At 47.1% G+C, this 24000-nt stretch carries 23 protein-coding genes; all 23 read right to left on the bottom strand.

Annotated elements, in window-relative coordinates:
- Positions 1-252: 252 nt before the first annotated feature.
- Complete coding sequence (locus NLX73_RS23505; protein ID WP_235306860.1) at positions 253-786, bottom strand: hypothetical protein; 534 nt, start codon at positions 784-786, stop codon at positions 253-255.
- Between the two features lie 293 nt (positions 787-1079).
- On the bottom strand, positions 1080-2417 hold the full coding sequence (locus tag NLX73_RS23500) for a TrkH family potassium uptake protein (RefSeq protein ID WP_254327498.1): 1338 nt from the start codon (positions 2415-2417) through the stop codon (positions 1080-1082).
- A gap of 90 nt (positions 2418-2507) precedes the next feature.
- Entirely contained in the window at positions 2508-4028 is a 1521-nt protein-coding gene (gene lysS / locus NLX73_RS23495; RefSeq protein WP_061831234.1) for a lysine--tRNA ligase, read from the bottom strand.
- 110 nt (positions 4029-4138) lie between these two features.
- Positions 4139-4615, bottom strand: a complete 477-nt coding sequence (greA, locus tag NLX73_RS23490) for a transcription elongation factor GreA (RefSeq protein ID WP_013308160.1) — start codon at positions 4613-4615, stop codon at positions 4139-4141.
- A gap of 214 nt (positions 4616-4829) precedes the next feature.
- Positions 4830-5858, bottom strand: a complete 1029-nt coding sequence (gene dusB / locus NLX73_RS23485; protein WP_250259961.1) for a tRNA dihydrouridine synthase DusB — start codon at positions 5856-5858, stop codon at positions 4830-4832.
- Between the two features lie 44 nt (positions 5859-5902).
- Positions 5903-6103 (bottom strand): helix-turn-helix domain-containing protein, encoded by a 201-nt coding sequence (locus tag NLX73_RS23480; RefSeq protein ID WP_172828286.1) that lies wholly within the window; start codon positions 6101-6103, stop codon positions 5903-5905.
- Positions 6055-6603 carry a 2-amino-4-hydroxy-6-hydroxymethyldihydropteridine diphosphokinase gene (gene folK / locus NLX73_RS23475; RefSeq protein ID WP_069290765.1) on the bottom strand — a complete coding sequence of 183 codons (549 nt, stop codon included), beginning with the start codon at positions 6601-6603 and terminating at the stop codon, positions 6055-6057. The genes NLX73_RS23480 and folK overlap by 49 nt, the downstream gene beginning before the upstream one ends.
- Before the next feature lie 9 nt (positions 6604-6612).
- A complete protein-coding gene (gene folB, locus NLX73_RS23470) occupies positions 6613-6975 on the bottom strand; it encodes a dihydroneopterin aldolase (protein WP_023986457.1) in 363 nt (120 codons plus the stop codon).
- Between the two features lie 168 nt (positions 6976-7143).
- Positions 7144-8010 carry a dihydropteroate synthase gene (gene folP / locus NLX73_RS23465; protein WP_254327497.1) on the bottom strand — a complete coding sequence of 289 codons (867 nt, stop codon included), beginning with the start codon at positions 8008-8010 and terminating at the stop codon, positions 7144-7146.
- Positions 8007-8903, bottom strand: a complete 897-nt coding sequence (locus tag NLX73_RS23460) for an aminotransferase class IV (protein WP_254327496.1) — start codon at positions 8901-8903, stop codon at positions 8007-8009. The genes folP and NLX73_RS23460 overlap by 4 nt, the downstream gene beginning before the upstream one ends.
- Positions 8904-8906: 3 nt before the next feature.
- Complete coding sequence (pabA, locus tag NLX73_RS23455; RefSeq protein ID WP_013308153.1) at positions 8907-9482, bottom strand: aminodeoxychorismate/anthranilate synthase component II; 576 nt, start codon at positions 9480-9482, stop codon at positions 8907-8909.
- Positions 9483-9487: 5 nt separating this feature from the next.
- On the bottom strand, positions 9488-11110 hold the full coding sequence (locus NLX73_RS23450; RefSeq protein WP_254327495.1) for an anthranilate synthase component I family protein: 1623 nt from the start codon (positions 11108-11110) through the stop codon (positions 9488-9490).
- 126 nt (positions 11111-11236) lie between these two features.
- Positions 11237-12175: a cysteine synthase A gene (cysK, locus tag NLX73_RS23445; RefSeq protein WP_061831241.1), complete on the bottom strand. Its 939-nt coding sequence runs from the start codon at positions 12173-12175 to the stop codon at positions 11237-11239.
- Between the two features lie 250 nt (positions 12176-12425).
- Positions 12426-13358, bottom strand: a complete 933-nt coding sequence (locus NLX73_RS23440; protein WP_235306852.1) for a peptidyl-prolyl cis-trans isomerase — start codon at positions 13356-13358, stop codon at positions 12426-12428.
- A 20-nt stretch (positions 13359-13378) separates the two neighbouring features.
- Entirely contained in the window at positions 13379-14263 is an 885-nt protein-coding gene (gene hslO, locus NLX73_RS23435) for an Hsp33 family molecular chaperone HslO (protein WP_254327494.1), read from the bottom strand.
- 219 nt (positions 14264-14482) lie between these two features.
- Positions 14483-15250, bottom strand: coding sequence for a type III pantothenate kinase (locus tag NLX73_RS23430; RefSeq protein ID WP_013368697.1), 768 nt, complete (start codon positions 15248-15250; stop codon positions 14483-14485).
- 6 nt (positions 15251-15256) lie between these two features.
- Positions 15257-16147, bottom strand: a complete 891-nt coding sequence (gene nadC, locus NLX73_RS23425; protein WP_061831244.1) for a carboxylating nicotinate-nucleotide diphosphorylase — start codon at positions 16145-16147, stop codon at positions 15257-15259.
- Positions 16137-17750, bottom strand: a complete 1614-nt coding sequence (nadB, locus tag NLX73_RS23420; RefSeq protein WP_254327493.1) for an L-aspartate oxidase — start codon at positions 17748-17750, stop codon at positions 16137-16139. The genes nadC and nadB overlap by 11 nt, the downstream gene beginning before the upstream one ends.
- 277 nt (positions 17751-18027) lie before the next feature.
- The gene (gene ftsH, locus NLX73_RS23415) at positions 18028-20067 is read right to left on the bottom strand and encodes an ATP-dependent zinc metalloprotease FtsH (RefSeq protein WP_254327492.1); all 2040 of its coding nucleotides are present in this window, start codon (positions 20065-20067) and stop codon (positions 18028-18030) included.
- Positions 20068-20164: 97 nt separating this feature from the next.
- Positions 20165-20704, bottom strand: coding sequence for a hypoxanthine phosphoribosyltransferase (gene hpt / locus NLX73_RS23410; protein WP_254327491.1), 540 nt, complete (start codon positions 20702-20704; stop codon positions 20165-20167).
- 47 nt (positions 20705-20751) lie between these two features.
- Positions 20752-22200, bottom strand: coding sequence for a tRNA lysidine(34) synthetase TilS (gene tilS, locus NLX73_RS23405; protein ID WP_254327490.1), 1449 nt, complete (start codon positions 22198-22200; stop codon positions 20752-20754).
- Positions 22201-22265: 65 nt separating this feature from the next.
- Positions 22266-23204, bottom strand: coding sequence for a protein kinase domain-containing protein (locus NLX73_RS23400; protein WP_053324326.1), 939 nt, complete (start codon positions 23202-23204; stop codon positions 22266-22268).
- Positions 23188-23937 (bottom strand): vWA domain-containing protein, encoded by a 750-nt coding sequence (locus tag NLX73_RS23395; RefSeq protein ID WP_023986444.1) that lies wholly within the window; start codon positions 23935-23937, stop codon positions 23188-23190. Before NLX73_RS23395 ends, NLX73_RS23400 begins: the two co-directional genes overlap by 17 nt.
- Positions 23938-24000: the final 63 nt, after the last annotated feature.

Raw genomic sequence — 24000 nt, 5'->3', positions numbered from 1 at the left:
TGTGTTGCTTCTGTTGGTCGTGTTCAAATCGAAAGGAATACATGTGTGTGAAAAAAGGTAGCGAGGCAAAAACAAGGTGACTGTCAAAGTGAGTTAAACATAAAATCCGCATATTTTTGTAAATATTTACATTACGATGACAGAATCACCCCCCTACCGGAAGTAACCACTTCATTTTCACCAACAATGACTCTTCCGATTTGAACATCCTGAGTGACCAGCCAGATATCATCTAAGTGTAAGCCTTAACCTTTATAGACTACGCTTTTGTTTTTTGGGAGCTAAAGTATAGCTAAAGGAGACAACAAAGTCGATTGCCAGAACGATTGCCCATGTTTGCATAATGCCCTCCAAAGACATCGTACGCTGAGGATCATTAACATATACAATGATGGCGAGCAACAAAGCGTTACCTATAGCCCAACCCAAAAGGTGAAGCAACCAACCTATCCGTTCCTCTTTTGCATGAGCAGCACCATACTTGCGTTCAGGCTTGGGTCCCTTACCAAACCAATGGGAGAACCGTACATCCGCCCACTTAATTAACCTATGACCAAATGCTACTGTAATACCAAAATAACAGGCCGCCAAGCCAGTAGCAGTCGTAATCTCCATGCCACTTTTCACCGTGATGAACACCGCAATCAGTAACAGGATATCAATAATGGGGGTAAATAGTAAAAGAAGACCGCCTAACTTCTTCAAGCCAAACATATACCTTGCGATCAAGCCTGCAACAACAAAAACCCAAAATAAAACTTCAGCACTAATAATAAATAAATACATAATAGATGATTCCTTTCAAATTAGAAATTGGTATTTACCAAAACTATCCCCCTTTCATGCCCACTATCATACAATATTATACATAATATTCCTAGTATTTTGTCTATAATTACATAAAAGGAAACAAATAGCCGTTTTTTTCTGCGAAAAACTGTATCTGTTCAGAACATTTCGTTTTGTTCTCAAAATGGGCATTTTACATGATATGCTACCCATAAAGAATTATGATGATCTGAAATAAAAAAAGATGTACCTATGCTAATCAGCACGGGTACATCTTTTCTACAGATACACTATCCAATTACAATATGTCCTTCGGGACGACGGTACAATGTCTTGGTCGAGCGTGGACGAATGGCATAGGCAATCGTAAGAGGACCAATCCGACCAATAAACATGGTCACACAAATAATCAGCTTGCCTGCATCAGACAATCCTGGCGTTACTCCTACGGACAAGCCTACCGTTCCGATTGCGGAAGCAGCCTCAAATGCAAGGGAGAGAAATGGGGCATCCTCTGTCATTAGGAGCAGTACAACCACAATCGAGAATATAAATAGGGCCAGTACAATAATGGTAAGCGCCCGCATCATGATATCGTTAGGGACCCTGTGGCGGAAAAACACAATTTCCTTCTGTCCTCGCATGACGGCGATTAGCGCACCTACCATAAGCAGAAACGTAGTCGTTTTAATTCCTCCTCCCGTGGAGCCCGGAGAAGCACCGATAATCATCAGCAACATAATAAAAAACTGACTTGCCTGCCTTAACCCGCTGATATCGACTGTGCTCGTACCTGATGATCTCGTGGAGACCGATTGAAAGACCGCTCCATATACTTTGCCTTCCCAGTTCAACGCGCCCAAGGTTCGTGCATTGGTAAACTCAAAAATAAATATAACCAGCGCACCAATCACAATGAGCACTCCCGACACGCTAAGTACCATTTTGGAGTGTAGAGACAGTCTTCGGGTACGGCGAAAATCGAACAAATCACTAAGTACAAGGAAACCCAAGCCTCCAGATATAACGAGCACAGATGCTATCATATTGAAAACAAAATCTCCAGCGTACTGTTGGAAGCTAGTCCCAAACAGATCGAATCCCCCGTTATTAAAGAGGGATACGGAATGGAATATTCCATAATAGATCGCTTGTCCGACAGGCATCTCTCGCACCCACCGCAAAGCCAAGACGACGGCAGCTATCGTCTCAATGGTAAAAGAAAAGATCAGCACCTTGCGAATAATACGCACGATCCCTTCCATGCTATCGGCATTAATAGCCTCCTTAAGCAGCAACCGATCCTTTAACGATAATCGCCGCCCCAACAACAGCGCAAACAAGGTCGCTAAGGTCATAAACCCCAGACCGCCTAGCTGCATCAGCACCAAAATGACGGTTTCGCCAAACATCGTATACGTTGAATCGACGTCAACAACGACCAGTCCTGTGACACAAGCGGCTGAGACGGACGTAAAAAGCGAATCAATCCAATGCGGAGCATGACCACTATGATTGGCAACAGGAAGCATCAGTAGCAAAGTACCCAATGCAATAATCAATAAATATCCGATTACCAATATAAAAGGAGGCGATGCGAACCGACTAAGCTTGACGCTGCGTTTCATTAGAGTATTCTCTCCATCCGTTCTTATGAAAAAGAGGAACAAGACACGGGAAGCCCGGCTGATCCTCTATATTCATAATGTTATGTTATTCTACTGTTGGTTACGCATATGCGGGAAAAGCAGCACATCGCGAATGGAAGGCGCATCTGTCAGCAACATAACCAAACGATCGATGCCGATGCCCAGTCCACCTGTTGGTGGCATCCCGTATTCCAAGGCGCGGATAAAGTCATCATCCATTTCATGCGCCTCGTCGTTACCATGCTCACGTTCCAGCAATTGTGCTTCAAAACGTTGGCGCTGGTCGATTGGATCATTCAACTCAGTGAACGCATTCGCATGCTCACGAGCAACCACGAACAACTCGAAGCGATCCGTAAACCGCGGATCTTGTTCGTTTTTCTTGGCCAACGGTGAGATTTCAACCGGATGTCCTGTAATAAAGGTCGGTTGAATAAGCGTTTCCTCTACGAACTGCTCAAAGAATGCATTCAGGATATGGCCAAATGTCATATGCGGTTCAACCGAAACTTTATGCTCTTTCGCAAGACGATGAGCTTCTTCATTACTCATCTGCACGCTAAAGTCTACGCCTGTTACTTCTTTAACAGCATCAACCATGGAGACTCTGCGCCATTGCGGCGTCAGATCCACTTCCTGGCCTTGATATTGAATGTGTTGTGTGCCTAGTACTTCCTGCGCAATATGTGCAACCATGTTTTCCGTCAATTGCATGATATCTTTATAATCAGCATACGCTTCATACAGCTCAATCATCGTAAACTCAGGGTTATGGCGGGTCGAAATACCTTCATTACGGTACACACGACCGATCTCATATACTTTCTCCATTCCGCCGACAATTAGTCGTTTCAAATGGAGTTCAATAGCAATACGCATATAAAGCTGCATGTCCAATGCATTATGGTGCGTAACAAATGGCTTCGCTGCCGCCCCGCCAGCAATAGAATGCAATGTTGGAGTTTCAACTTCCAAATAGCCGAGCGAATCGAGATAACGACGCATGGATTGAATAATACGGGACCGTGTAATGAACGTTTTTTGTACTTCAGGGTTCATAACCAAATCGACATACCGCTGACGGTAACGCAATTCAACATCCTTCAGGCCATGATATTTCTCTGGTAATGGATACAAGGATTTGGACAAGACCTCAATATCCAGCACTTTGATTGTCGTTTCGCCTGTTTTGGTTTTAAAGAGCACACCCTTAACACCAACAATATCACCCAGATCCAAAATACCAAATGCTTTATATTTGGATTCAGGTACCGTGTCTTGACGAACATAAATTTGAATACGTCCGCTAAGATCCTGTATATGAGCAAAGCTGGCTTTCCCCATCACACGTTTAGCCATAATACGGCCTGCTATGCTAACTTCAATATTCTTTTCTTCCAGTTCTTCCTTAGTCAAACTGTCATACTTGCTCAGTAGTACGCCCGCTTCAGCCGTGCGTATGTATTTGCGTCCAAAAGGATCAATGCCCAATGAGCGAAGCTCGTCCAATTTGGCACGGCGGATTTGCAATAGTTCACTTAATTCCTCGCGATTTTCTTGTGATTCCTGGTTAGTAGTTTCATCCGACATGGTGCTAAATCAGCTCCTTCAATATGAATAGACGGGCCGGGGTCCGTCCGGGTGTAGAGAAAAAAAGCTTCCACAAGGAAGCTTTTACATTAAATTCCAAAGTCCGTGTCTTATTTCTTGATATCCACGATTTTATATTGAATAACGCCTGCTGGAACGGTGACATCCACAACAGTTCCCTTTTTCTTACCGAGAATTGCCTTGCCAACCGGACTTTCATTCGAAATCTTATTTTGTAGCGGATCGGATTCGGCGGAACCTACGATAGCATACTCTGTAATATCTCCGAATTCCAAATCTTCAACAGTCACAGTTGCACCTACTCCCACAACATCGGTGTCAATTTCATCACTATTGATAATGCGGGCATTGCGTAGCATCTTTTCCAACGTAATTACACGGCCTTCAATAAAGGCCTGCTCATTCTTCGCATCCTCATATTCGGAGTTTTCACTAATATCTCCGTATCCGATGGCTACCTTAATCCGTTCAGCCACTTCGCGGCGTTTGACAGACTTTAAGTTCTCAAGCTCATCTTCGAGCTTTCTAAGACCTTCCTGTGTCAGAATGACTTCTTTATCGCTCATCTTAACCGATTCTCCTGTCATGGGAAAAGTTTAAAAGTGCATCGGAATGCACGCTTTCAAAACATAATATGCCACTCTGAGGGAATGAGAACATTTCCTGCTGTTGTCTTGAGAGCTGCACACAATTTGTAGCACACATCAAGATTTTATACTGAACGATTATAGGGCAAGCAATTGGAAAAGTCAATCGCGTGCACAGGCCGGAACAGCTTCCTTATTGCGCAACAGCAGCAGGAGAAGCAGCGCTTGTAGAAGGCTCATCGTTATCTACCATGTGCAATTGAGATACAAATTGATCCAAAATGCGTACCATATCGTCGCGCTTTGTTTCTTCCATAATGACATCCTTAATACGTGCCGAACCTTTAAACCCTTTGAGGTACCAAGCCAGGTGTTTACGCATTTCACGGACAGCCACTGCTTCACCCTTCAATGCAACCAGACGATCCATATGCAGAATGGCAATACGAATTTTTTCTTCCGGTGAAGGATCAGGCAACAGCTCACCTGTTTGCAGGTACTCAATCGTACGGTAGAGCATCCACGGATTCCCCAGAGCACCACGTCCGATCATAACGCCATCACAATTGGTCAAATCGAGCATACGGCGGGCATCTTCCGGTGATGCCACATCACCGTTTCCAATTACAGGAATGGAAACTGCTTCTTTAACTTCTTTTATAATATCCCAATTCGCATGTCCCGTATACAGTTGCTCCCGTGTACGGCCATGTACGCTAACGGCCTGACCTCCGGCACGTTCAACAGCGCGAGCGTTCTCTACGGCATAAATATGCTCGCTATCCCAACCAATACGCATTTTCACGGTAACCGGCTTGCTTACCGATTCCACTACCGCCGATACCATTTCATAAATCTTGTTTGGATCGAGCAGCCAACGAGCGCCTGCATCACATTTGGTCACTTTGGGAACCGGGCAGCCCATATTGATGTCAATAATATCTGCATTCGTCTCCTGGTCTACGACTTTCGCCGCTTCCACCAAAGATTTGCGGTCGCCTCCAAAAATTTGCAAGCTAAGCGGCTTCTCGCGCTCATCTACAAACAGCATCTCACGTGTACGCTTGTTGCCGTGAATGATGGCCTTATCACTAACCATCTCTGCACATACCAAGCCTGTACCGAATTCCTTGGCGATCAAGCGAAAAGCAGGATTGCACACGCCTGCCATGGGTGCCAAGACGACTTGGTTTTTCATTTCAATATCGCCGATTTTCAACATATCTGTTCACCCCTTTATTCTTTCTTTTGTATCGTCACTTATCGTCAATCCGTCAATTCCCGGACTTCAATCTCTAGCGTTTGGGCGATGATGTTCAGCATGTCTGGGTCTACTGCACGATTACCTCGCTCCACAGCACCTAATACAGTCAAAGATATGCCGGTTCGGTTTGCCAACTCCTGCTGGGTGAACCCTTTTAGCTTCCGAAAGGCGCGGAGTCGTTGCGCCAGCTGCATGTTTTCCAAAGCTGTATGCCGTCCTTTCCATCCACAGAATTCAATGCAGTATGCACGATACTGTACAGACCGGACGGATCTTGGTTCGGAACGATGTCAGCCAAAGGAACCAGCACAAAAGCACGCTCCAACATACGAGGGTGAGGAAGCTCCAAATCCGGTGTAGCCAGTTGCGCCGCTCCCATCCATAACAAGTCCAGATCAATGGTTCGTGGACCATTAGGAATATGTCTTACTCTCCCCAGACGACTCTCCACCTCCAGCATATATACCAGAAGCTCCTCTGGAGCAAGTGTTGTAGATACGGCTACCGTCATGTTCAAAAAAGAAGGTTGATCCAGATACCCAACAGGTTCTGTTTCGTACAGGCTGGAGCACCGCAGCACCCGTATACCCGGATGTTCGTCCAGCGCCGTAATGGCTTCATACAGGGTATGCTCGCGCTCCCCCAAATTAGCCCCTAAAGCAATATAAGCCTCTGATCCCTCAGAGGTCGAATGTGCATTCATGTATCGTTCCTACTTTCTTGCGCGATAAAGCTCAACCGTCACGCCTTGAAAATGAATATCAAACGGCGGATGCGGCTTCGTGACTTTGACAGTCAGTGCATTGACACTAGTATAAGTGTCCAGTAGGGAAGATGCAATACGTTCGCCCAAAGCTTCAATCAATTGGTAAGATTCCTTTTCTACAATATCTTTAACGGTGTAATGTACCTCGGCGTAATTAACCGTTTTGTCCAAAGCATCCTGCTCACCCGCTTCACGCAGATCAAGCTCCAGTTCCAAATCAATATAGAAACGCTGTCCCAGCTTGCGCTCCTCTGGAAAAACGCCATGATATCCGTAATATTCCATACGATGCAAAACCATTTTATCCATCGTGGGTAGACCCCCTGTTTTTTATTAGATTTTTCTAATCAAGTGACTTTACTGGTGGTAGCGAAGCGTTCGCCTTTGCAACGGGATTCTTACAGTTACATGTTTTACCAATTCAAAGAATCCCGTTGCAACAGCGATCGTAGGATCAAATCATTCGTGGAGCGGGCTTTACCCGTCATAACTCAGTGCATTTTTAGACCCGTACACCATCGCATCACACATACGTACGGTGCGCTTGATTTGTGCCACATCATGTACACGCACAATCTGGCACCCTTGAGCAATGCCAAAAGCAACAGTAGCCGCCGTGCCCTCCACCACATCATTCACAGGCAAATCCAGTGCTGTACGAATAAATCTTTTGCGTGACGTAGCCAATAACAGTGGAAAACCTAGCTGACTCAATGTATCGAGAGAAGTCATGGCATGGATATTTTCATCATAATCCTTTGCAAAACCGATGCCTGGGTCTAAAATGATCTGTTCCTCACGTACCCCCGCATCCAGCGCTAATCGGATACTCTCTTTCAAATCAGACAGCATATCAGAAACCAAATCACTATAATTACGATCATGACGATTATGCATCAAAATGACCGGGCAATCGAATTCCGCAGCTACACGTGCCATATCGGGGTCTGCCTTAAACCCCCACACATCATTAATGATATGTGCACCAGCTTCAAGCGCCTGCCTGGCTACTTCGGCTTTGTAAGTATCTATAGATAACGAAATGTGCGGTGCGATACGATGAATGGCCTGGATGACCGGAATGACCCGTGCCAGCTCCTCTTCCACACCTACCGGATCATGACCCGGACGGGTAGACTCCCCACCAATGTCAATGATATCGGCTCCATCTTCCACCAGCTTCAATGCATGTAAAACAGCAATCTCGGGACTATAATGTAATCCTCCATCGGAAAATGAATCCGGGGTCACATTCAGTATACCCATGATCTGTGTGGAATGTCCGAGCGTAAGCTCGGCATCCCCCATTCGGTAACTACGTTGATAAAGGGTCGGTATGTTCACTTGATCCCTGCTTTCTGTCTATAATCGTGCAACAGCAAAGCTGTTATGGACCTGGGTTGCGTCAAGGGAACCGATACATGGTTCGTTGCTCCACCCGGCTCCAACAACAAATCCACGGGCCGTATTTCTTGTATAGAGTTGGTCATAAAAATTTCATCAGCCTGTTTCAGCTCGTCCCAGCGGTACAAACCTTGCTCACAAGGAATGTCTCGCAGATGCGCCAGCTCCAAAATGAATTCACGCGTAATGCCTGGCAGAATTCCTGTAGACAAGTCAGGGGTATACAGCGTATTATTCCGCACAAAAAACAGATTGCTGACCATTCCCTCCGCCAGAAAACCATTGGCCGTAAGCATCATTCCTTCAGCCTTATAACGGACAGCCTCGGCATACTGCTGAAGTTCCCGCTTCGCAAGAATATTATTCATATAATGGAGCGACTTTAAACGAACCTCACCCTCTGGAGTGTTTCTGGGGGTTCGCAACAACTGAAGCGCCGATGGGGAAATGGATTGCCCGGTTTGTGTATTGGTAGAGGGTAACGGTTTCGCAAACAAAATATGGTTGGGGCGCGTATAGTCCCCCGTCGGCAATCCTAGCACCTCTTCGCCCGCTGATACGGTGTAGCGGATATAGGCTTCATCCAGTCCATTTGCCACCATCAGATGTTGGATGTGTCTCGTAAGCTGCTCCTCATCCGGTTGAAAAGGAATGCCGAGCATTCGGCAACCTTCCTGAAGTCGATGCAGATGCCGATCCAGCAAGAATGGGACACCCTTGTAGGTGCGGAATGTTTCAAACAAGCCCATTCCGTATAAAAAGCCGTGATCACTTACGTGAATCACGGCTTTTGCGGCTTCCGTGAGGACGCCGTTGACTCCGATATATTTCATGAATCAGACGCCTACCTTGCGTTTTAGGAAATTACGTAATAGTTGATGCCCGTAATCCGTAATAATGGATTCTGGATGGAACTGAACTCCTTCTACGGCAAATTCTTTATGCCGCAAACCCATAATTTCACCTTCCGCGGTTTCTGCGGTAATCTCTAGACACTCAGGCAGACTCTCGCGCTCCACCAGCAATGAGTGATACCGGGTTGCTGTGAACGGAGAAGGCAAGCCTTCAAATACCGATGTATTGTGATGAAGAATCGGTGATGTTTTACCGTGCATGAGTCGTTCAGCCCGGATAACTTTACCGCCAAAAGCCTGTCCGATGGCCTGGTGGCCGAGGCAAACGCCAAAAATCGGAATGCGACCTTTAAAATGGCTGATCACATCCAATGATATCCCTGCCTCATTCGGCGTGCATGGACCCGGCGAGATCAAAATATGCTCTGGTGCCAGCTCTTCTATGCCCTTCACATCAATCTCATCGTTCCGTTTTACGGTTACTTCTTCGCCAAGTTCACCCAAATATTGAACAAGATTGTACGTAAACGAATCATAATTATCAATCACCAAAATCATACGACTCACCCTCCTGTGATACCGCTTCTGCTCAAAGCAGCTTCTTCTTCACCACATTGTACCGCCTTCATGACAGCTCTGGCCTTGTTCCGACATTCCCGATATTCCCTGTACGGGTCTGAATCAATGACGATCCCCGCACCTGTCTGTAAATAGGCAGTGCTGCCTTTAACAGCTAGTGTTCTTATTATAATATTTAATTCCATATTGCCGTTATAGTCAATCCATCCAAGGGACCCTGTATAAGGACCCCGACGAACGGGCTCTAATTCTTCAATAATTTCCATGGTGCGCACCTTGGGTGCCCCGGTAATGGTTCCGCCTGGAAAGGTAGCAGCAATTACATCTATAGCTGTACGACCCGGGGCTAATTTTCCCTCAACCTGAGATACCAGATGCATAACGTGCGAATAGTATTCGACAGTCAGCAGTTCAGGCACATGCACCGATCCGTATTCAGCAATCCGTCCGATATCGTTACGCTCCAGATCGACGAGCATAATATGCTCGGCGCGTTCTTTTTCGCTTGATAGAAGCTCTGCTGCCATAGCGGCATCTTCATCCGGTGTTAGCCCCCTTCTTCTCGTACCTGCAATAGGTCGGGCGCTCACACGTCCATCCTCCAGCTTCACCAACAATTCTGGCGAGCCACTGACGATCCGTAAATCTGGCATACGCAGCATACCCATATAAGGGGAAGGATTCAGCAGACGAAGCCATTCATATATATTTTCAGGGAGGGCTGTAAGCGCACGTTGCTGACGAATCGACAAGTTAACCTGGAATACATCCCCTTGGGCAATGTATTCCTGCACACGTCTTACGGCATGTTCAAAATCTTGTTGGTTGAATGCCGCTGTCCAACCATCAGATTCTTGATGAGCAGCCTCTAACCCCTCTTCGGCAAGCCTAGCACAACGACGAGGGTACGCAGGATCAATCTCTCCTGCATTTATGATGTTATTCCACTGAATCAGCATACGTTCTGCACGTTGAGCAGCTTCCGCATAATGCTCGCAAAGTATGGGATTTGGCCCATCCAGTATAACGGGATTGGTCAAATCGGTATCACGGCTGACTTTATCGGAATGCGCAGGAGCAGGCATATGAACAGCACAATATATGCAGGATTTTTCGTGATCATAAATCCATAGCTCATTCACCCTCATCCATACATAATCAGGTATGCCCGTATCGTCTGCAGCTTGAGATGGCAAACGCTCCAACGAGCGAGCTACATCGTAGCCAAGATAACCCGCAAATCCCCCAGAGAAAAAAGGCATGCCAGGTACACGCGGTGCACGATAAGGAGCGATCCAGTTGTTCATGACTTTCAAAGGTTGACCATGTATATCTCCATGTTTCCCACTTTGCAAATCAGTCCAAACTGCATGTTCTCCCTTGCCTTCCAATATAGCAACCGGATTTAAGGCCAGATAGGTGTACCTCCCACCTTTAGCGCTCTCCAGCAAAAAGGCATATGGCGACGAATCCTCCCAAGCCTTCCGCCACGATGACGGTAGCCCTCCCACAGGTAATGGGTACTCAGCGATATAGGGAAGTATGCTCCAGCCTTCCTCCTGCCAAACCTGCCACTGCGCCTCCGTCACTCTAGCTGTCGATTTCATCCGTGTGTGCTTCCCCTTCCCTACTTTTCAATAAGTCTACATTCTCTCCTTAAAAAGAAACCCCCACCCCCCTGCAACAGGGAAATGAGGGAATCCTTACGTATAGTATACACAATTACGACATAATTACAGCTCGAAATTGTATAGTGGCGTACTCAGGTAACGTTCTCCATTACTTGGAACAATGACAACGATCCGTTTACCCTTGCCCAATTGCTTAGCAAGTTTCAAAGCCGCATGAACAGCCGCGCCAGATGAAATACCGGACAAAATGCCCTCTTCCTTGGCCACTCTACGTGCTACCTCGAAAGCTTCGTCGTTTTCTACATGAATAATTTCATCATAGATATCACGGTTTAAAATTTCAGGAATAAAGTTGGCACCCAGACCTTGGATCTTGTGGGGTCCTGGCTTACCGCCTGCTAACAGCGGGGAAGAGGCGGGCTCTACAGCCACAACTTTAATATCAGGGAATTCTTTCTTAAGCACTTCTCCGGCACCAGAAATGGTTCCGCCAGTGCCTATTCCCGCTATAAAAGCATCCAGAGTTCCGCCAATGGAACGAATAGCTTCCACAATCTCAGGACCGGTCGTTTCACGGTGAATTTTGATATTAGCCTTGTTCTTGAACTGCTCAGCAGCAAAATAATCCGGATTTTCACTCAGCAATTCTTCCATTTTCTTAACGGACCCATTCATGCCTTCTGATCCTGGTGTTAACACAAGCTCGGCTCCATAAGCACGCAACAAATTACGACGCTCTATGCTCATCGTTTCTGGCATAACGATGACTGCCTTATAGCCCTTCGCAGCAGCTACCATAGCCAAGCCGATTCCTGTATTACCGCTTGTTGCTTCAATAATGGTACCGCCTGGCTTAAGCAGACCTTCACGTTCAGCTTCTTCTACCATGCTAATCGCAATACGATCTTTTACACTGGAGCCTGGGTTCTGATATTCCAGTTTCAAATAGATTTCGGCGCTATCTTCCGGTACGATCCGGTTGAGGCGAACGAGGGGTGTTTCTCCGATAAGTTCGGTAATGTTATTAACAACTTTAGCCATGATAATTCCTCCCTGACTGTAGATGATATATTAAAAATTGCGAAATCATATTGTAGATGATTCTTAGTCAATTACTTTAATTTAGTGCCGTTCATTAATTTCCGATAAAAATAGTTGGTTTTATACGCTAATCATAACAATCTTCAATTCCAATGTCAATACGAGTGAATAAGCCGCGATGCTGTCAACCCGCGTTATCAGCATCGGGCTTCCTTCAAACCAATATTCTTTCACTACGTTACAGAGAAGCTTAGGATGCATTCTTTCCAGATAAAATACGCGCTCCATATTTATCACGCAGACCCTTCTCGACCTCTTCCAAAGGAGCGGCTTGTGCAAGCGCAAGAGATCGGCGAATTTGCTGTCGGATCTGCTGCTTATCCGGAGAATTCTTCAACCGGACATCCTGTACATAAATGACAGCATAGCCATCGTTAACAGAGATCGGACCTGCAACATCCCCAGAGCTTAGCTCTCTCGCCGCCTTCATGATCGCCTCCGGTTGCAATGGATCATATTCATCCACCCATCCCAGCTGTCCACTGCTATCTTTGTCGAAAGGCTTACCTGCATGCTCTTGAATCAGCACATCGAAGCTCTCCCCCTGCTTAACCCGATCTAGCAACGCTTCTGCTTCCTCCGCATTATCTACATAAAGAGCTGCCAATTGGATCTGCTTACCGACGGCAAATTCCTCAGGATGCTGCTCCCAATACTCGTCAATCTCAGCTTCCTGAACCTGAATACCCTGCGTGGCTATTTTCTCCAAACCAATCCGGTATTCCGCTTCATTCCGCAAATCAACCGGACCTAAGCCAAACTGTCGCTGCATTTCATCAAAATAGGCATGATCTGAGTCATACCCTTTACTATCCTGCTCCAGCACCTGCTGTAGATCCTCTTGGGTGATCTTGATACCGAGACGCTTGGTTTCAGCCTGCACGGCTTTACGATTCAACATTTGCAACAGCGTATTGGTTCCATATCGCTTTTTCAGTTCCGCTACCCACTGTTCCTCCGATATGCCTTCCTGACCCATCTCCGCCACAGTATGATCGCCGTCATCCTTGCTTACATCACCCGGCTTTGACAGCCCCCGAAGCATGATAAGACCACCCAAGGCGGCGACGCTAACGGTCAGAATAATGACAGCTGTCCATAATCCTTTTTCCCGTGTAGTCATCGCTTGCACCGCCCATCCGGTTAGGCTTTGGCTTGATCTAACAGATTTTGCAATTCATCTTTATTAAACTGATAAGCCTCATTACAAAAGTGGCATACGACCTCAGCCTGTCCTTCTTCCTCAATTAACTGCTCTAATTCGCTTTCTCCCAAACTGATCAATGTTTTTTCCACGCGCTCACGTGAACACTCACATTGAAAATGAATATCCAATTCATCGAGAATCCGAACGTCCGGCAGCATCCAGCGCAGCATTTCATCAAGTTCCAACCCTTGATCCAGCAAAGCAGTAACGGGTGGAATGGAGCTGACTGCATTTTCGATCGCAGTAATCTCATCATCATTCAAGCCTGGAAGCAACTGAATAATAAATCCACCGGCCACAATAACCGAGTTATCCGTATCTACCAGCACACCCAAGCCCACCGCTGACGGGGTCTGTTCCGATTTGGCAAAATAATAGGTAAAGTCCTCACCCAGTTCACCGGAAATAATCGGAGTACTGCCGCGATACGGTTCTTTTAACCCCAAATCCTTGATGATATGAATGAAACCCTCTGTACCTACGGCACCCGCTACATCCAGTTTGCCCATACTATTGCTCGGCAAATGCACATGCGGTTCAGTAACATAACCTCGCACTTCCCCTACAGCATTGGCATCAACGACGATTTGCCCAATCGGTCCATCACCTTTAACTTGAATGGTCAATCGCTCTTTGCCTTTTAGCATAGAACCCATAATAGCACCTGCTGTGAGGGTTCGCCCTAAAGCAGCGGTAGCCGTTGGATACGTATCATGTCTTCTCCGTAATTCCTCTACCAATTGAGTTGTCTGAACAGCAAAAGCTCTAACCCTTCCATCCATGGCTGTGCCACGAATAAGTCGATCCTGCTTATTTTCCATATTGATATCCTCCCCTATTCTCCAGGACAGCTATGCTGCTTATTTTCGTTAGTATGGCTCATCATTGAAGCATAATTTCCTATTATATAAACAACCTGCATCGACAGATCACGCGAATTGTTCAAAAACGTAACATATTTCAGTATAGACGAAAAACGCCGCTAATCCAAACCGATAAGATCATCGGTTGGACTCAGCGGCAGCTTATATCCACTTTTTTTATTCAGCATTACGTTGGTAAATGATGCGTAATCCTTCGAGCGTCAACATCGGCAACACTTTCTGAATGCTCTCTGTCTCTGATGCGATTAGCTCTGCAAGACCTCCGGTAGCAATAACCGTAGGTTCCACCTGCATTTCTTCCTTAATGCGCCTCACAATGCCATCCACTTGCCCAGCATAACCGAAGATAATCCCAGCTTGCATGGCATGAACCGTATTACGACCAATAACCTTTTTGGGTTTCTCCAACTCGATGCGGGGCAGCTTGGAAGCCCGTTGATACAGTGCCTCCGTCGAAATCCCGATCCCCGGCACAATGACACCGCCCAAGTAGTTTCCCTTATCGTCAATACAATCAAACGTCGTCGCTGTTCCAAAGTCCACCACAACCAGCGGCCCGCCGAACCGTTCGACAGCCGCAACAGCGTTCACGATCCGATCCGCACCTACTTCACGAGGATTCTCATAACGCAGGTTAAGACCAGTCTTGATTCCCGGCCCGACGATTAACGGCGTTTTGCCTATGTATTTATCGCACATTTCTTCTAATACACGGACCAATGGCGGAACGACAGAGGAAATAATCACTCCCTGGATGTCATCCTTTAATACGCCACCCATACTAAAAAGATTATGTATGAGTACGCCGTATTCATCTGCGGTTGCCTGTCTGGAGGTACTGATCCGGTAATGGTGCAACAGCTCCCGCCCTTCGTATATCCCCAGAACAATATTGGTATTACCTACATCCACTACAAGAATCAATGGGTGTCACCTATCTTTCTTTGCGTTAAGGTCAAGGCTGATATCCAGGTTATGAAAAGAGTATGTCAGCCTGCCTACAGAAATCACATCTACGCCACTCTCAGCCATCTCACGCACTGTATCCAGCGATACATTGCCCGAGGCTTCTGTTTTGACATGTGGTGCCCGTTCCCGAATGAACCGAACGGCTTCCTTCATATCTGGGGCAGACATGTTATCCAGCATAATGATATCCGCCCCAGCTTCCAGGGCTTCCTGAACTTGTTTCATGTTTTCCGTCTCTACTTCAATCGTCATCGTATGCGGTATATTAGCGCGCGCTCGACTCACAGCTTGTTCAATCCCACCTGCGCCCTTAATATGATTATCCTTAATCATAACAGCATCGTACAGGCCAAAACGATGATTCGAGCCACCGCCTACACGAACAGCATACTTCTCCAGCAGTCGATGTCCCGGTGTTGTTTTACGTGTATCCACCAAACGAGTGGACAGACCATGCAATTGATCTATAAAAGCCCGAGTCCGCGTGGCAATACCAGACATCCGTTGGAGCAGATTTAACGCCAATCGCTCCCCGGTCAGGATTGCATGGGTACTCCCCGTTACTTCTGCCAAAACGCTCCCCTTTTCAATCCACTGTCCATCAACTACCAGCGGAGTGAACGACAAGGAAGGGTCCACTACCTGAAATACAAGGGCAGCCACGGGTAACCCCGCAACCACGCCGCTCTCCTTGGCATGAATGACAGCCTTGGATTGGTGGCCCTGCTCAATTGTCCAGCGCGTAGTCACATCGCCAGAACCCGTATCTTCTCGCAGCCAGCTGCGAATTTGTGCCGTCAGTTCTTCCTGATATCCACTAAACTCTCCATAAAGCTCGCTGTTAGATGTCATGAACGTACTCCTCCGTTATCCCTTGCTCACGTCGTTGCTGAACATGCTTTCGCCAGACGCTATCATCTGTCTCAGGAAAATCCTCGCGATAATGCGCTCCCCGGCTCTCCTCACGTAGCAGCGCACCATCTGTTACTAATAAAGCACAGGTGAGCAAATTGGCAAATTCGATCTCTTCCCGGCTAGCGATCACAGCCTCAAAAATAGGCATTAGCCCTTGCAACTCATCTAATGCTGCTTGCAGCCCTTCGCCGTGCCGACGAACTCCAGCATAACGAACCATTGCTTCTTGCAGCCTATGCCGCTGCTCCGCGACGGATGAAGCCGGGAACTCTGTACGGTTATCGCTATAAGATATCAACGTATGGCCGACTAGCGGTGGCAATGAATGCAGTCGCTCAATAATCCTGCTGGCGAATACAATAGCTTCAGATAACGAATTGCTCGCCAGACGATTAGCTCCGTGAACACCTGTAGAAGAGGTTTCCCCGCAGGCGAACAAACGCGCAATGGAGCTTTCCCCGTGTAGATTAGTCTGAACACCACCCATCATATAATGGGCAGCAGGCGCAATGGGGATCCAGTCTGTCGTCATATCCAAACCAAATGACAGACATGTCCGATAAATGGTTGGAAAACGTTGCTTCACCCGCTCAGGTGGCTCATGCGTAATATCCAGGTATACAAACGCAGCTTGGGTGCGTTCCATCTCATGAATGATAGCACGAGCTACGATATCTCTGGGTGCAAGCTCCTGCCGGGAATCATACTTGTCCATGAAGCGTTCTCCGTGAATATTGCGTAACACGGCTCCTTCTCCCCGTACGGCTTCGGAAATTAGAAACCTTGGAGCGCCCGGATGGCACAACGCCGTAGGATGAAACTGTATGAATTCCATATCCCGTACAATCGCCCCAGCACGATATGCCATAGCGATACCATCCCCGGTTGCAATATCCGGGTTGGTCGTATAACGGTATAATTGCCCGCTACCTCCTGAGCACAAAATCGTTGCATTAGCAGTGATATACGACCTTTCCCCACCTGGCTTTTGGACGAGGGCTCCAATACACTCACCATGCTCCGTCAGCAGATCAATTACCATGCATTCTTCCCACACTTCGATACCGGGATGGGCAGCAACCTGGTCTGATAAGGCACGCACAATTTCATAACCGGTAGCATCTCCATTCGCATGCAAAATACGCCGGTGACTATGCGCTCCTTCCCGTGTCAACGCTAGTTCACCATCCACACGATCAAAAACCGTTCCCATACGTATTAACTCTTGAATACCAACTGGACCTTCATGGACAAGCGTACTGACCGCCTCAGATTCACACAGACCTGCACCAGCAATCAGAGTATCCTCCATATGATAGGCTGGTGTATCCTCGTCCGATGTGACAGCAGCAATGCCGCCTTGAGCATAACGCGTGTTGCTTTCCATCAAAGTCTTCTTGGTAATCAGTAACACTTTCCGATTCTCCGCAGCCTTAATCGCCGTATATAAGCCCGCAATGCCTGAGCCGATAATTAATACGTCGGCCTCCAATCGGGTCAAGTCCGCTACATCAAAATCAACTAGATATCTTGGAATCATGCCTTCACCTGATTTCACAGAAGAATAGCGCACACCATAGGTTCTACAGTATGCGCTCACGTATATGTTCAAAATGATAGAGAGTCGATTGCAGCGACTGTTGGCTTTTATACGCTAAGAAGACGACAGCCGTTTATTTAACAATAAATGTACACAACGTTCCGATGTCTGTCAAATCACGTTAGCAATAATCTTCCATTTAAAAAACTCCGGAAAACCAATAATACCTGGTTCCCCGGAGCTTACCTATACGCTTATTCAACTATCCATCGGATGATTAGGGTGTTGTCGGTGGAGTACCACCGGAGTTGCCCGAATTGTTATCATCCTCTGGCTTTTTCAGATTAGGGATATCATTCGGTTGATCCGTTGTATTCTTAGGCTCGTCATCCTTACCTTGAATACGTACACGGACGTCTCCAATGTTGTCGATCACAGGCTCACCATTTTCTGGTGTTCCTTCTCCCTCCGTTGCGCCACCATCCAAAGAACCTGTCTCGATCAAACGTTTGATTTGTTCAAGTTCCAGAGTTTCTTCTACCAGCAAGGTTTGAGCAATCAAATGAACCTCTTTGGAATACTTGGTCAGGAGTTCTCTAGCACGCTCATAAGACTCAGTGATGAAGCGATTCATCTCCTGGTCAATCTGATAAGCGATCTGATCACTGTAGTTCTGCTCATGACCGATATCGCGTCCAAGGAATACTTGGCCTTGTGAAGTACCGAACTGCATCGGACCAAGCTTCTCACTCATACCATATTCTACGATCATGCTGCGTGCAATGCTTGTCGCTTGCTGGAAGTCGCTATAGGCTCCCGTTCCGATCTCACCAATGAACAGTTCCTCGGATACGCGTCCACCCAACAATCCAGTGATTTTGTCCAGCAATTCCTGCTTAGTTGTCAACATGCGGTCTTCCTTCGGAAGCATGATGACATATCCGCCTGCACGTCCACGTGGAATAATCGTTACCTTATGAACCATATCCGCATTTTCCAAGAAGAAGCCGATAATCGTATGGCCTGCTTCATGATAAGCAACAATTCGTTTCTCGCGGTCACTGATTACGCGGCTGCGTTTTTCGGTACCTACGATAACACGGTCGATAGCTTCATCTACTTCTCGCATCGAGATATCTCTGCGGTTACGACGAGCCGCCAACAAAGCAGCTTCGTTCAACAGATTTTCCAGATCAGCGCCCGTAAAGCCTGTTGTACGTTTCGCAATTACGTCCAATTTAACATCCTTCGTTAATGGCTTGTTGCGAGCATGTACATACAATACTGCTTCACGGCCTTTAACATCTGGACGGTCAACCGTAATTTGACGGTCAAAACGTCCTGGACGAAGCAACGCCGGGTCTAAGATATCCGGACGGTTTGTAGCCGCTACGATGATGATACCTTCGTTTGCGCCGAATCCATCCATCTCTACGAGCAATTGGTTGAGCGTCTGCTCACGTTCATCATGTCCGCCACCCAATCCGGCGCCACGTTGACGTCCAACGGCATCAATCTCATCAATGAAGATGATACAAGGCGCGTTCTTCTTCGCATTCTCGAACAAATCGCGAACACGAGAAGCACCGACCCCGACGAACATTTCTACAAAATCAGAACCCGAGATGCTGAAAAACGGTACTCCGGCCTCGCCTGCAACAGCTCTCGCCAAGAGTGTTTTACCCGTACCTGGAGGGCCCACTAACAGAACACCTTTTGGAATACGAGCGCCCACAGCTGCAAACTTGCGTGGGTCCTTCAAGAATTCTACAACTTCGACAAGCTCTTGCTTCTCTTCGTCAGCCCCTGCCACGTCCTCGAACGTAACCTTCTTCTTCTCTTCGTTATACAGACGGGCTTTGCTCTTGCCGAAGTTCATAACTTTGCCGCCACCGCCCTGTGCCTGATTAAACAGGAAGAAGAACAACAGGAACATGATCACCAAAGGAATAATAGAAGTCAAAAACGTCAGCCAAATGCTTTCGCCTTCCATTTTCTTCTGCACGTATTCAAACCCGTTCGTTTCGCTGGCATTCACCAGTTCACTTAGTGCTTGATCCGTTGGTGGAACATATACGGAAAAATTGGTCGATTTAGCATTAGCCGGCTGCTTCTTATATGCACCGGTTACAAGATAGGCGTAACCGTCAAATTGGACCGTTACTTTAGAGATGTTATTAGCTTTAACCTCTTGCCGTAATTGGTCATATCTAGGGAGATCGGAGGCTTCGTTACTGTTGCTAACAAACTGAACGATACCCACCACAACTAAAAAAAGAATCAAATAAAAACCAGAATTCCGGATGAACCGATTCATCCCCTACCTCCTCTCGAGACACTTAAGTTATTTTACCATAGCCTGTAAGTCCTTCTCAACAAAGGGCCTTATTTAGTCCTAGGACTGGAGGCTGAGATTAGCTGGTGTAGATTTCCGGCTTTAAAATCCCTATGTATGGGAGGTTCCGGTAGTGCTCGGCATAGTCCAGACCGTAGCCGACAACAAACGCATCTGGAAGCGTAAATCCAGTATAATCTGCTTCAAGATTAACTGTCCGGCGTGCAGGCTTGTCGAACAAGGTTACGACACATACCGAATTGGCATTACGGTTTTTAAGCAATTCAATCAAATGCGTCAGCGTCAGGCCGCTGTCGATAATATCTTCGACAATCAGAACGTCGCGTCCTTCCACAGATGCGTCCAAATCCTTAATGATTTTGATGATACCTGAGGATTTTGTGGATGCTCCATAACTTGATACAGCCATGAAATCAAGCTCCAACGGCACTGTAATGGTTTTAACCAAATCAGCCATAAAGATAAACGCACCTTTCAGTACGCAAATCACCAATGGATTTTTACCTGCATATTTCACGCTGAGCTGTGCACCCAATTCCTTAATTTTACTCTGAATTTCTTCTTCGCTGATCAATATTTCCTGAATATCATTTTGCAACGGTGTAAACCTCCTAAGTTTATACTATGAAAGCCGTTCCTGCGCAATTACCGGTGCCCCGGACTCTCTTGTCTTTGCCATGACATATATATAACCGAAGACGTGTGCTTTTGCACTGCGGCATGTACAGAACGTCGTACGCCCGGAATCCAGAGAATAGCTCCAGCGTGGTCGCAGACGATGGGAGTAACGGAACGCATTGAAGGAGGTATTTTTTCATCAATAAAAATATCTTTAACCTTTTTTCTTCCGTTTAATCCCATTACATACATGGTATCTCCAGGTAATCGCGAGCGTACAGTCAAAGGCAGACTCAATTGATCTGCGTCGAACCACGTTTCCTCCTTATTCGCCGGATGGTCCGCATCCGAATAGGAAGCCCTTCGCCACCGAAGTATACCACCTGCCTCAGGCAACTCTAGCTCACCGGAAAAAGGCAATACACTTAGTCCATAGCACCATTCGCCCATAACGACTTGCGTACGGTCAAACAAAACCGCCTGGTCATATTCGCGGACTCCAACCGCACCGCCTCCCAAGTCCAAACTCCATGTAGTCGATGCCTCTTGGAGAAGTCTTAGTCGAACGGTCTCAATTTTACGAAAATCAAAATTTTCACTGTCCGAAGGCAGATAATTTAATATTAGTTTAATCAACCTCCGTTGTAAAGCAACGGATAGCTTACGGTATGAAGCGATGGGAAACATGTACCTGCCATTATCCAAGCGCACCATTTTCTCGTATGCCGACAGCGTGGATGCCTCCATAAAGTCATTTTCGTCAGCCATCGTTTCGGCCAGCCGGTTTAGGGACGGTGTCAGTCGCTCATTATATTGCCCCAAAAAAGGAAGCACATCCATACGAATGGCGTTACGACGGTATTTGGATGATAAATTAGTGCTGTCTATCACATAGGAAAGATCATAAAAGTTACAAAACTCAATCAGGTCAGCCTTGTACATACGTAGCAGCGGGCGAATGAGTTGCACATTTTTTTCCCTGCGCGCCAAACGCATACCTGCCAAACCTGCTGGGCCGCTACCACGTAGCAAATGCAAGAGAACCGTTTCGGCTTGATCGTCGCCGTGATGGGCCATTGCAATATGCTGTGCTTCCCACTTTGTAGCCATATCATGTAAAAAGCTGTAGCGCAGCTCGCGGGCTGCTTCCTGTGGCCCCTTCCCGCTCTCCTTCATATAAGCGGGTACATCCACCCGAGTCATTTCAAATGGAAGTTCAAGCTTTTGGGCAATATTGCGTACCTCTTCAGCCTCCGCATCCGATTCCTCTGGTCTGAAGCCATGATGAACGTGAGCGCAGACGAGTTGTAAAGGCATATGTATAACGGATATTTCATGTAAAATGTGCAAAAGGGCCACCGAATCCGGCCCACCGGATACAGCAACCACAATGCGGTCTCCGGGGCTCCACAGTGAATGATCTCGCGCCAAGGCGAGCACTTCCTGTACAACACCGGTCGGTTTTGTTGTTCCCATTCACGACCCTCTTTTCTCCCGACCGTAAAAATGATGATCATCTGTTATCTTATGTAAGTCTGCTGCTACCTTAACGCAATCCAGAGCGCTCCGGCAAGCAGCAAAAGCGATACCGTGAAAGCATATCCCAGCCAGCGTGAGTTCCCTCTTTTGACCGACGATTGCCTGACATGTGCGGAAGCCAAACGTGACCAAGATCGGGCCGCTGCACGAGTATCGGAATATTCTCCACGCACTGCACCCAGCAGCCATTCGGCATAGGGGCGTAATACACGGCTACGGCGAATGATGACCGTCAATTCTGCCGTATTCCGCAGCTGTGGCAGCCTACTCGCAGCGGTCTTTAATGATTCGCTCTCCAATATATGAATCGTTAGAAGAGCGAAGGCAAACAGGTCATACTGGGAATCAGCATTTCGGCTGCCAGCATTCCAGAATCCCCTATCATACCACTCTGTGAATTGTTTAACACTCCGACCAGCAAGAGACACCCCACCGTAGTCAATTAATTCAGCCTCTCCATAGGCATTGACCAAAATATTCTGCGGCTTCAGGTCGCCAAACACCCATCCTGCCTGATGGAGATCCGCCAGACGATTCAGTATACCGGTTCCAGCCACACCATACCATTCCGGCCCTTTAGCTGCCACAAAACGATGAAGCGGATCACCCTTAACATATCGCATAACATAAAAGGGGATTTCTCCGCTGCGTAACACTACATCATCCACCTCAAACAAAAAGGAAGGATTTCCATTTCGCTGAAGGGCGGCCTGAGTCCCCTGAGACTGCAATGTGGTCAGCACATTAATCTCTGATTGCAGATCAAGCGTGTTCTTCCCCATTTTCAGAGCAAATTGCCGATCGGCCTGTGCTTCTTTTACCAAATATACAGTTCCGTTCGCTCCCCGGCCCAGCAAGCGCTGGATGACATAGCTGCTCCGCTTCCACTTGCCCTTGATGACCGTTCCGGGTGCAAGAACGGGATCAGACGACGTAGTCACCGAGCATCCCTTCTCCTTTGCCATAGGATTCTTCCAGATCTTTCTGTTCTCCTAGTGTAACATATCGGTAATAATCAATCACTTGTAAAATGGCAGGACCTGTCGGTGTTGCCCCTTTCATCCGCAAGCGTCCAAATATCGATTTGATCTGGTTAAGCTCAGAGGTCCAACCGATATCCATGACTGCGTCTTCTCCCATTTTACCGCCCGGAAAATGAAATACAGATATACGACTGTGTCCGCTTCTGGACTGTAAACTGAGCAGCAAATCGCGGATGCTGTCCTCTACAGCAGGCAGCTTGGGCTTCATGCTCGCACTTGCATCAATGAGCAAAGCAATCTCTAGGGTGCTTGTTTCTGTCAGTTCATCCATCACCTCAACCACTTGGGCTCGTTTGGCCGGAGGAAGTTCACCGATATGTTTGGCGCCACCCTCACCCAGAATGTGCGTTAACTCTCTATTAACCGCCTGCTGAATGGTTTGAACCACCGTTTTGCGCGTCATCATCTGCATGGTCTGCGCCAACTGTTTCGTCCCTACGATTTGGCTAAACCCTCCCCCTGCTTTAGCAATTTCTTGAATCTCCGCACTGCCAAGCTCGCCAATAGTTCCATAATCTATGACTCCGGCGACGTTCACTGTAATACCTTCCCGTAAAGCCTGGGCAGCCGCCATGACTGGACTAACACCTACATTCGAGCATCCGTCTGTAATGATCAAAATTTGCTTCATCGTTTTTTGACCTCCGCTTCCTCTTAATCTATCCCGATAGATTCTATCTTTGCCTAATCCGGA

The organism is Paenibacillus sp. CH40, from assembly GCF_024213605.1.
Classification (GTDB): Bacteria; Bacillota; Bacilli; order Paenibacillales; family Paenibacillaceae; genus Paenibacillus; species Paenibacillus polymyxa_B.
The sequence above is the reverse complement of the archived record's forward strand: the minus strand, read 5'-3'. Positions and strand labels throughout refer to the sequence as shown.